We start from the raw sequence: 8,846 nt of genomic DNA, 5'->3' as shown, positions 1-8,846 counted from the left end.
GGCATGGACTTCTAAGAAGTCCATAAAGCACGCCCATCAACCAACATTGCTCAAGCCCGCAAGCGGGCTTGAGTGGCGGCATGGACTTCTAAGAAGTCCATAAAGCACGCCCATCAACCAACATTGCTCAAGCCCGCAAGCGGGCTTGAGTGGCGGCATGGACTTCTAAGAAGTCCATAAAGCACGCCCATCAGCCAACATTGCTCAAGCCCGCAAGCGGGCTTGAGTGGCGGCATGGACTTCTAATCCAGGCTGCTTGGCTAATTCATACGGAAAGGGCGGCAGAGATGCCGCCCTTTTTCGTTGCTCAAACGTCAACGCTGCGCCTCAGGCTGCTTCAGCGACAAGGCCATCGAGCAAAGCGCGGCCCTGCGGCCAGTCGCCCAATCCGCTTTGCGCGTTGATATGGCCGGCCGGCCCGATGATGGCGATGCCGCTGCCCCACCGCGCCGCCCTCGCCTCGGCATAGTCGCGCGATCCGTAGGGATCGTCGGTGCTAGCGACCACCAGCGAAGCAAAGCGCAATCTGTCCTGGGGTATCCTGGCGAAGGCCATGCCGTAGACCGGGAACAGAGCCGCCATCGGGTCCGGAACCGCGACTAGCATGGCCGCGCGGACCGGACGCCGCGAAATTGTCTGCCAATGCGCGACCAGCAGGCACGACAGGCTGTGCGCCACCAGAACGGGCGGCTCGGGCGCTTCGATCACGGCTGCCTCCAGAGCCGCCAGCCAGTCGGTGAAATCAGGCAGGTCCCAGCTTGATGGCTGGAAACGCCGCATCGCCGGATCGGTGTCTTGCCAGCGCGATTGCCAATGCGTGGGCCCCGAGCCGCCGCTACCCGGCAGGATGATGAAATGCGTCATGTCGCCTTGCTCCTAAAGATCAACAGGAGCATGGTGGCGTCTTGCCGCAGGAGCAGGAATAGGAAATCATCGGAAAAAATGACTTCGAATCCGATGGATTCAAAGTGAAGATGAATAACCCGATGAGCCAGTTATGTTCGACCCCACCGACATTGCCATTGTCGAAGCCTTGCAGGAGAACGGCCGCATCGGCATGTCCGAGCTTGGCCGCCGCGTCGGCCTCTCGCAGCCGGCGACTTCGGAGCGGGTGAAACGCCTGGAGGAGCGCGGCGTCATTGCAGGCTACACCGCCGTGATTGACCCGGCCGCGCTCGGCCTGGGCATGATGGCCATCATCCGGGTGCGCACCACGCATGAGCATATCCGCCCCTGCCTCAAGCAGTTCGCCGAGATGCCACAGATCACCGAAGTGCACCGGCTTACCGGCGAGGACTGCTTCATCCTCAAAGTGGTCGTCCCCTCGCCGGCGCAACTTGAAAGCATCGTCGACGCCGTGGCGCGCCACGGCTCCGTCACGACGGCGCTGGTGCTGCGCAGCGAGACACCGAAGCCGATCGGCCGCGATCTGATCCGGCAATCGGCCCGCTAGCGCGTTTCACCGTTCAAAGGAAAGGCGAAACGCTCTGCCGGCGGGCCTTCATCGGCCGCGCGCGACCGAGTTGACCGCTCAAATGGTCAATGCGGCTCCGCAGTGGCCTGACCAGCAAGCCCCGCCTGCTCGACCAGCGCGGCGACCTCGTCGGCAACGGCCTGGACCGGCGTGCGGTCGTTGGTGGCGCGGGCGATCACCATAAGGCCTTCCAGCGAAGATTCGACCAGCAACGCCAGCGCTGCGCACGCCGCTCCGGCAAAATCGTCGAGGCGACGGGGCATGTGAAAGGATAGGCCTGGCGCGGATAGCCGCGCTCAGGCCCAGCCCGGAACCTGCCCGCTAGGATCTCGGTTCCGGGCAAAGTGTCACGAGACCACCCTGTTGAGCTTCACGAGGGTCTTCGGACTGCGCTGGATGGTCTGGAAGATCACGCAGTAGCGATCGGTGAGCTCCATGAGTTGGGTCAGCCGGCTTTGCTCGACATCCGACTCGATGTCGAAGCGCAGGCGGATTTCCTTGAAGCCGACCGGCACCCCCTCGGTGACGCCGAGCGTGCCGCGAAGATCGACATCGCCCTCGGCGGAGATTTCCGCCGACTTGATCGGAATCTTGAGCACGGCCGCGGCCGCGCGCATCGAGACGCCGGCGCAGGCGATCAGCGCCTCCAGCAGCATGTCGCCGGAGCAAAGCTCCTGGCCGCTGCCGCCGGCCTTCGGATGAATGCCGGCCAGCGCAAGCCCGCGCCCGGTTTCGACCTTGCAGGTCACCTTTGAGTCGTCGGCGCTGCCCTTCGCCTTCAAGGTAAGAAGCGCGGCCCGCGCATCCTTGCGATAAAGATCCTTGATCGGCTCCTGCGTGGCGCGAAACGTCGCGATATCCATTGCTGTTCTCCTGTCGTGAATTGCGGTTGCTTGAAGTCGTCGACCATCGTCCGGACCTATTCCGGGACCGCGATCCCGGAGCCGCCGAGCTCGGCGGGAAAGTCCTTCAGCTTCGGCAGCCCGTCCTTCATCGGCAGGACCGTCTCGGCGTAATTGACATGGACCCCCGGCGCGAATTCCACCGTCGGTATGGTGGCCGCATAGACGTCGACCAGTCCGAGCGGCGGATGGTCCGTCATCAAATGGCCGCCGCATTTCGTGCAGAACTGGCGGTCGCTCATCTCGGACTTCTTGAAACCTGAGAGAAACTCCGCCCCCTTGGTGACCTTGACGTTCTGAGGCTTCCACAGCGTGAAGGCGTTCACGGGAGACGCCGACCAGGAACGGCAGGAACTGCAATGGCAATAGCCCATTGCCTCCGCGTTTCCGTGGACTTCAATTTCCACGGCGCCGCAAAAACACCCGCCCTTATGTACCGTCTTATGTACCGTCATGACTTTAGTCCTTTTCTTTCGTTGCGTTCGATTGCGCAGAGCGTGCAACAGAAGACAGCTCCTGACGCCGGTTGGGGTTTAAAGCTTCCCACCTGGGACGGAATGATGGGGCGTCCGCGTTAGTTGACAGCGCGTCCGGAACTCGAATGGAAGTCGCGCAGCTGGCTTAGCGGGACATGGGTGAAATGGCCGGAGACGCTCTGTCTGACCTTTTGAAAACGGTGCGCCTCACCGGTGCGACGTTTTTCGACATCGAGGCCCAGGATCCGTGGGCGGTCTGCTCGCCGGCACCCGCCTCGATATTGCCGAGGATACTGCCGGGCGCGGACCACCTGATTTCCTATCACGTGCTCACGGCGGGCCGCTGCTTTGCCCGCATTATCGGCCAGGAGGCGATCCCGGTGGAGGCCGGCGAGGTCGTGGTCTTCACCCACAGCGACCCGCATATCATGTCGAGCACGCCCGATTTGAGGGCCGACCCGCCGACGGCGGACGTGCTGCAGATCGCGGCCGCAAGCCAAACGCCTTTCCCGATCAACTACGTCAAGGACGGATCGCTGTCGGCGAGGCTGGTCTGCGGCTATCTCGCCTGCCATGCCCTGCCCTTCAATCCACTGCTGGAGGCGCTGCCGCCCGTCATCAAGGCCGGCGACGTCAAAGGCGATGGCGGCTGGCTCGGCCAGTTCATCAGATTGGCGGTCTCGGAAGTGGCCGAGAAGCGGGCCGGCAGCGAAACGGTGCTTACCAAGCTCAGCGAACTGATGTTCGTTGACGTGTTGCGCCGCTATGTGGAATCGCTGCCGCCGCAGCAGACCGGCTGGCTGGCGGGCCTGCGCGATCCGCAGCTGTCGAAGGCGCTGGCGCTGATCCACGACCGGCCGGCCCACAATTGGACGGTGGAGGCGCTGGCCAAGGAGTCCGCTTTCTCGCGCACGGTGCTTGCGGAGCGCTTCACCAAAATCGTCGGCATGCCACCGATGCATTATCTCGCCAAATGGCGCATGCAGATCGCCTCGGAGCTGCTCAGCACCGGCAACAGCAACGTCGCCAGCATCGCGGCGGAGATAGGCTACGAATCCGAAGCGGCGTTCAGCCGGGCCTTCAAGAAGATGATCGGCGTACCGCCCTCGGCCTGGCGCCTGGGCGTTAGAGTTGCGGCGGGCTCCGGAAGCGACGAGGCTTCCGAAACGGCGAATGAATCAGGGAGCTAGCGATCCGCCACAGCCAGCTTGGCGCCAAGCATGACGAAGGCAGCGGCGAAGCTGCGGCGCATCCAGGTCAACACCTTCGGCCGCGACACGATGTGGCTGCGCACCGAGGCCGCGAAGACGCCATAGACGGCGAAGACGACGAAGGTCATCAGCATGAAGACGCCGGAGAGCTCCAGCATTCTGGGCAGCGCATGCGGCTCGGTGGTGCTGACGAATTGCGGCAGGAAGGCGAAGAAGAAGATCGACAGTTTCGGGTTCAGCACGTTGACCAGGATGCCAGCGGTGATCGTCCTGGCGGTCGAGCGCGGCGCGGCGTCCTCATCGATGCTGAGGCCGCCTTTTTCCTTCAACGTGTTCCAGGCCATGTAGAGCAGGTAGGCGACGCCGAGATATTTCAGCGTCTCGAAGGCGACGGCGCTGGTGTGCAGCACAGCGGCGAGGCCAGTGATGGCGGCCGCCATATGCGGGATGATGCCCAACGTGCAGGCGAATGCGGCTACGACCGAGGCCCGCGCGCCGCGCGAGAGGCCGGCGCTCAGCGTGTAGAGGACGCCTGTGCCGGGCGAGGCCACGATGATCAGCGACGTCAACAGGAATTCGATGCTCATGGATTTCCTCCGCGGCCCTGCCCGGCCGGAAGGTACCGGGAGGTGTGGACTTCGGCAAGCGGGTGGAGACTAGCTCACCGACAACCCATGCGCCGTCCTTGCCATCAGGCAGTCGTCGCCGCCGGGCATGCAGGCGCGGCAGACATCCGGGCGGAGATCATAGATGCCGCAAGCCGTGTGCTTACCCACCTCCCCGGTGAGCGCAGAGCACCGCGCACCCTCGCAGCGCATTCCGGACTGGTCGGCGGCTACCAGTTCGAGCGGGATGCGGTCCAGTTGCTCATCCTCCTCGGTCGAGAAGCGCGGCCAGTCGGCCGAATAGGAGCAGCAGGCTCCGCAGCTCTGGCAGTCGAAGGCGACGCCTTGCGAAAGCGATACGGTGATGGCGGGGTCGAGCGGCAAGGCGATCCTCATGCGTGCCTTGTCTTGGCGCAGGATTGCGGCGTTCGTCCATACTTCCACGCAATTTTTCCCGACAGCATGATTTTTTCGTTTTGCCGGGAACCCTTTCGCCGGCTGCCGGTTTATCCCTGCTGTCAGCAATTCGAGAGCGATCGAGAAAGGTTGACGGCAAAGACGCCTCCCGCGTGTAAAAAGCGCGAGAGGCGTTTTTCATCAGGCCTACATGATCACGCTCAACAGCGGCAGGATCTCATAGCGGAAGCCGCGGCCCGAACGCGCCACCGGGTCGGCGTCGGTCACGGCCCTCGCCTCCGCCTCGCTGCCGGCACGCAGGATCAGCAGCCCCCATGGGCCGGCCGGATCGGCGACCGGGCCTGCCATGATCATGATGCCTTCGCGGAGCTTCTCGCGCAGATAGTCGGCATGCCGGCCCATCAGCGCCCTTTCCTCCTCCGTCATAGTGAGGGCGAAATCCGGCCGCGGCGGGATCAACCGGCAATGGAAGATCGTTGACGCCGTGGCTTCACGCGATGCTTCACTGCTGGCCATCGCCGCCTCCCCGAAAGTCTATTGCCGCCGGCCGCCCACGAGGCGTATCCGCTGCGCAACCTCCACGAACGTTACACCTTCTTCCGGAATAGCTCTATTCGTCCGGGCCGGGCTCCGGCCAGGGCTCCTTGGCAGCTTCCGCGTACCAGTGCCGCATCGCGGGCATCGCCAGCACCGCGTCGACATAGGCGCGGGTGACGGGCGCCAGCTCGCCGCCATAAGTGTCGAAGCGCGTGACCACCGGCGCATACATGGCATCGGCCGCAGTGAAATGACCGAACAGGAACGGGCCGCCCTGGCCATATTGCTCGCGGCACTGGCGCCAGATCGCCTCGATCCTCGCCCGCTGTGCCTCGCCCTCGGCATCGAGCGGCTTGTGCGATGTCGGCCGACGCAGGTTCATCGGCCAGCCGTAACGAACCTCGCGGAAGCCGGAGTGCATCTCGGTGGCAACCGAGCGCGCCAGCGCACGAGCGCCGAGGTCCTCCGGCCAGAGCCTTTTCTCAGGGTAGAGGTCAGCAAGATATTCAAGGATGGCAAGCGTTTCCCAGACGATGCTGCCATTGTGATTCAACACCGGCACAAGGCCGGTCGGCGACACCTTGGCGAGGTTGGCGGCTGTCTGCGGCGTGCGTAGCCGCACGAAGCCCTCCTCGAAAGGTATTTCCAGGTGCCGCATGGCCACCCAGGGCCTGAGCGACCAGGACGAAAAGCATTTGTTGCCGATATAGAGGGTGAACTCTGCCAAGAACTGTCTCCTGATGATGTCAATTCGCTTCGGCCGTCGTGATCGCCGGCGGCCTCACGCCGGCGCGGGCCTGGATCGCAGCGACTGCCGTCTGTATGTCGGGATTAACCTCGAGCGCCCTGCGGCCGGCATCGATCGTGAGATCGACCTGGTCGACAGGCAGCCTGAGCCTGGTCGGAATCTCGTTCAGCTTCGCCTGCGTCGCCGGATCGAGATCGGCAAAGGAAAGGTGCTGGACCACAAGGCGGACACCACGGCAGTTCCACCCGGCCGACGAACCGCGATAGGCCGAAACGGTCGAGGCCGGGAGCCCGCAGCGATAGCGCACCAGCTCGCCCTTCCATTGCGAGACCGCAAGTTTCAGCGCATCGAACTCGTCGCGCACCGAGGCGGCGAGCGTGGTGCTGGTCACGGCGTCGAGGAGCTCGGCGGCCTTTGGCCCGTGCAGCGACTTCGCCCAGTTCACATCGCTGTCGCTCCCGGCGTCGGCGACGATGAAGATCAGCGTCGTCAGGCGGACCGCGGCCGACGGCGACAGCGGCCCGTAAGGTGTGCCGGCGGCGGAGCGCTCAAGCGTGAAGCCGGTGACACCGATATTGTCCGTCAGCCCACCGTCGAGCAGCTTCACATAGTCGAGCGGATCGTCGTTCTGATAGGAATCGAGCGCGCTGGCATAGGCCTTGAGCCGCAGCGAGGCGTTGCGGTCGGCAAGCGCCTCGCTCAGCCATTGCGGCCTGTGGTAACCGCAATGGGGGCTGGTCGCCGAGACCACGATCGGTGCGAAGACAATCGGCACGGCGGCAGATGCCGCGACAGCGTCGGCAATCCGCACTTGGTCGAGGTCACTGCACAGCGCCGCGAAGGTGTCGTGGGTGAAGAGGAACGGCGTGCGGTTGTATATGTCGGAGGCGTTGATCCAGACGATCGGACCTTTCGGCCGGTGCAAGGCCTTGAAGGCCGCGCCGTCGAACAGATGGTCGTTCAGCCATCTGGCGAAACCGCTGCGGTCGTTGACGCCGCCATAATAGGCGCGGATGAAGTTGACCGGCGACAACGATGTCCTGAGATCGGCTTCGGCGTTCTGGGTCAGGAAGCGCTCACGAAAGTCCTGGTAGCCGTCCCTGCCCTTGTAGCCGAAATACGCGGCGGTGACCGCGCCGCCCGAGGCGCCCGAAACCATCCTGATGTCGTCGACCAGCGTGCGCTGTTTCGGGCGTTGATCGATGACGACGTCGTCCAGCGCCCGCAACACGCCGTAGGAGAAAGCGGCGGCCCGCGTGCCGTCGCCGGAAAACGCAAGTCCCACGACGGTCGAGCCATCATCGGCCGGGTCGGGGATATAAGTGGGTGATGGGCGACCTGCTTTCCGGGTGAGCGTGTTGATCGGTCCGACGTCGTCGGCGATGCAGCCAGCCAGGGCCATCAGGACAGCGACAAAAGCCACACGAAGACGCAAACCCGGTTCCCCCAGGGCTGCCCTCGCCGGCAGCCGCGGCGAGCCTAACCGGATTGCGTTGCCCGATGCAACCGCACCCCTCAAGCATCAGGATGACAGGCACCATGGAGGCCGCCGCGGGGCGGCCTTTTCATGCCTGGAATTGCTTGGCGAAAGCGTTGGTGAAGACGATCTCGCCATGGTCGCCAGCCGCCTCGCCCAGCACCACATCCATGTTGTCGGCCGTGATGCGCGCGAGTGCGAAGCCGCCCATATAGGCCGCCTTCGGCTTGACGAGATCGAGGCCGTCGCGCTGGTAGATCATCGGCACTTCGTGCTGATGGCCGTGGAAGATCGCGATGACATTGTAGCCGCTGATCGCCGCCAGCAGAGCCTGGCGGTCGGCCTCGCCCCACCAGTGCGGGCGGCCTGAACCATCGTCGTCATAGGTGCGTTTCACCGGATCCCAGCGCTCGGTCGAGAAGGTGTCCCAACCATAATGCTGGAAGATGACCACTGGACGGCCATCGCCGGCATAAGTGGCGAGGTCCTGCTTCAGCCAGGGCAGGCTGCTCGGCGCGCCATGTCCGGTGTCGCCGGCGAAGCGGTGCGTCTGGATGAGATGCAGGCCGCCCCAGTCCCAGGAATAGCAGTCAGTGTCGACGTCGTATTCGGTTGCCGGCACAGGCGGCTTGAAGAACACGCCGGGGCGATGGTTGACCTCGACATAATCTCGCAATTCGCGGCGATACCAATCTACATGCGGCGGCGAGCCGTTCTGGTCGAGATCGTGATTGCCGAGCCCGACATAGACCGGGATGTGGACGCGATCCGGCCCGATGCCTTCCTGGTAGCGCTGGGAGAACTGCAGAAGCTGCGTGCCTTCGCTGGGCTCGGTGACCTGGCCGCCGCCATCATCAGTGATGTCGCCGCCGGTGACGAGGCCGAGCGGCGTGCCGATGCGGGTGCCGGCCGAATGCAGGCCGGTGGAGACGCCGTCGATCTCGGCCGGCCACTTCTTGTCGGCAACGGCGTTCAGGGCCGCGACATTGCGAAGAAGTG

At 64.1% G+C, this 8,846-nt stretch carries 12 protein-coding genes; 2 read left to right on the top strand and 10 right to left on the bottom strand.

Annotated elements, in window-relative coordinates:
• Positions 1-327 precede the first annotated feature (327 nt).
• Positions 328-864: an alpha/beta hydrolase gene (locus tag EOA24_RS18205; RefSeq protein WP_126083197.1), complete on the bottom strand. Its 537-nt coding sequence runs from the start codon at positions 862-864 to the stop codon at positions 328-330.
• A 133-nt stretch (positions 865-997) separates the two neighbouring features.
• Here EOA24_RS18205 and EOA24_RS18200 point away from each other — a divergent pair, with 133 nt between their 5' ends.
• Positions 998-1,453 carry an Lrp/AsnC family transcriptional regulator gene (locus tag EOA24_RS18200; protein WP_126083198.1) on the top strand — a complete coding sequence of 152 codons (456 nt, stop codon included), beginning with the start codon at positions 998-1,000 and terminating at the stop codon, positions 1,451-1,453.
• Between the two features lie 86 nt (positions 1,454-1,539).
• On the opposite strand, the gene EOA24_RS18195 is transcribed toward EOA24_RS18200, so the two are convergent.
• The 3 genes from EOA24_RS18195 to EOA24_RS18185 form a co-directional block, all read right to left on the bottom strand.
• Positions 1,540-1,737: a hypothetical protein gene (locus tag EOA24_RS18195; RefSeq protein ID WP_245501814.1), complete on the bottom strand. Its 198-nt coding sequence runs from the start codon at positions 1,735-1,737 to the stop codon at positions 1,540-1,542.
• A gap of 84 nt (positions 1,738-1,821) precedes the next feature.
• Positions 1,822-2,337: an OsmC family protein gene (locus EOA24_RS18190; protein ID WP_126083199.1), complete on the bottom strand. Its 516-nt coding sequence runs from the start codon at positions 2,335-2,337 to the stop codon at positions 1,822-1,824.
• A 56-nt stretch (positions 2,338-2,393) separates the two neighbouring features.
• Positions 2,394-2,831, bottom strand: a complete 438-nt coding sequence (locus tag EOA24_RS18185; RefSeq protein WP_126083200.1) for a GFA family protein — start codon at positions 2,829-2,831, stop codon at positions 2,394-2,396.
• A gap of 185 nt (positions 2,832-3,016) precedes the next feature.
• Between EOA24_RS18185 and EOA24_RS18180 the strand changes: the two genes are divergently transcribed.
• Positions 3,017-4,042: an AraC family transcriptional regulator gene (locus EOA24_RS18180; RefSeq protein WP_189343164.1), complete on the top strand. Its 1,026-nt coding sequence runs from the start codon at positions 3,017-3,019 to the stop codon at positions 4,040-4,042.
• Here the strand turns inward: EOA24_RS18180 and EOA24_RS18175 are convergent.
• The 6 genes from EOA24_RS18175 to EOA24_RS18150 form a co-directional block, all read right to left on the bottom strand.
• A complete protein-coding gene (locus tag EOA24_RS18175; protein WP_126083202.1) occupies positions 4,039-4,650 on the bottom strand; it encodes a LysE family translocator in 612 nt (203 codons plus the stop codon). The two genes, EOA24_RS18180 and EOA24_RS18175, sit on opposite strands and share 4 nt — an antisense overlap.
• Before the next feature lie 69 nt (positions 4,651-4,719).
• Positions 4,720-5,064, bottom strand: a complete 345-nt coding sequence (locus EOA24_RS18170) for a YkgJ family cysteine cluster protein (RefSeq protein ID WP_126083842.1) — start codon at positions 5,062-5,064, stop codon at positions 4,720-4,722.
• A 207-nt stretch (positions 5,065-5,271) separates the two neighbouring features.
• Positions 5,272-5,601, bottom strand: a complete 330-nt coding sequence (locus EOA24_RS18165; RefSeq protein ID WP_126083203.1) for a YciI family protein — start codon at positions 5,599-5,601, stop codon at positions 5,272-5,274.
• 94 nt (positions 5,602-5,695) lie between these two features.
• Positions 5,696-6,349 carry a glutathione S-transferase family protein gene (locus EOA24_RS18160; RefSeq protein WP_126083204.1) on the bottom strand — a complete coding sequence of 218 codons (654 nt, stop codon included), beginning with the start codon at positions 6,347-6,349 and terminating at the stop codon, positions 5,696-5,698.
• A gap of 19 nt (positions 6,350-6,368) precedes the next feature.
• A complete protein-coding gene (locus EOA24_RS18155; RefSeq protein WP_126083843.1) occupies positions 6,369-7,772 on the bottom strand; it encodes a patatin-like phospholipase family protein in 1,404 nt (467 codons plus the stop codon).
• A gap of 163 nt (positions 7,773-7,935) precedes the next feature.
• The coding region (locus EOA24_RS18150; protein WP_127409954.1) for a metallophosphoesterase at positions 7,936-8,846 on the bottom strand (911 nt) is incomplete at its 5' end.

Source organism: Mesorhizobium sp. M2A.F.Ca.ET.039.01.1.1 (genome assembly GCF_003998035.1).
In the GTDB taxonomy this organism is placed as follows: domain Bacteria; phylum Pseudomonadota; class Alphaproteobacteria; order Rhizobiales; family Rhizobiaceae; genus Mesorhizobium.
The sequence above is the reverse complement of the archived record's forward strand: the minus strand, read 5'-3'. Positions and strand labels throughout refer to the sequence as shown.

What these genes read in the sequence shown, in the direction of transcription:
- EOA24_RS18165 (WP_126083203.1), bottom strand. Translation starts at nt 5,601, where the DNA reads ATGGCCAGCAGTGAAGCATCGCGTGAAGCCACGGCGTCAACGATCTTC.
- EOA24_RS18195 (WP_245501814.1), bottom strand. Translation starts at nt 1,737, where the DNA reads ATGCCCCGTCGCCTCGACGATTTTGCCGGAGCGGCGTGCGCAGCGCTG.
- EOA24_RS18180 (WP_189343164.1), top strand. Translation starts at nt 3,017, where the DNA reads ATGGCCGGAGACGCTCTGTCTGACCTTTTGAAAACGGTGCGCCTCACC.
- EOA24_RS18185 (WP_126083200.1), bottom strand. Translation starts at nt 2,831, where the DNA reads ATGACGGTACATAAGACGGTACATAAGGGCGGGTGTTTTTGCGGCGCC.
- EOA24_RS18200 (WP_126083198.1), top strand. Translation starts at nt 998, where the DNA reads ATGTTCGACCCCACCGACATTGCCATTGTCGAAGCCTTGCAGGAGAAC.
- EOA24_RS18175 (WP_126083202.1), bottom strand. Translation starts at nt 4,650, where the DNA reads ATGAGCATCGAATTCCTGTTGACGTCGCTGATCATCGTGGCCTCGCCC.
- EOA24_RS18155 (WP_126083843.1), bottom strand. Translation starts at nt 7,772, where the DNA reads ATGGCCCTGGCTGGCTGCATCGCCGACGACGTCGGACCGATCAACACG.
- EOA24_RS18170 (WP_126083842.1), bottom strand. Translation starts at nt 5,064, where the DNA reads ATGAGGATCGCCTTGCCGCTCGACCCCGCCATCACCGTATCGCTTTCG.
- EOA24_RS18205 (WP_126083197.1), bottom strand. Translation starts at nt 864, where the DNA reads ATGACGCATTTCATCATCCTGCCGGGTAGCGGCGGCTCGGGGCCCACG.
- EOA24_RS18190 (WP_126083199.1), bottom strand. Translation starts at nt 2,337, where the DNA reads ATGGATATCGCGACGTTTCGCGCCACGCAGGAGCCGATCAAGGATCTT.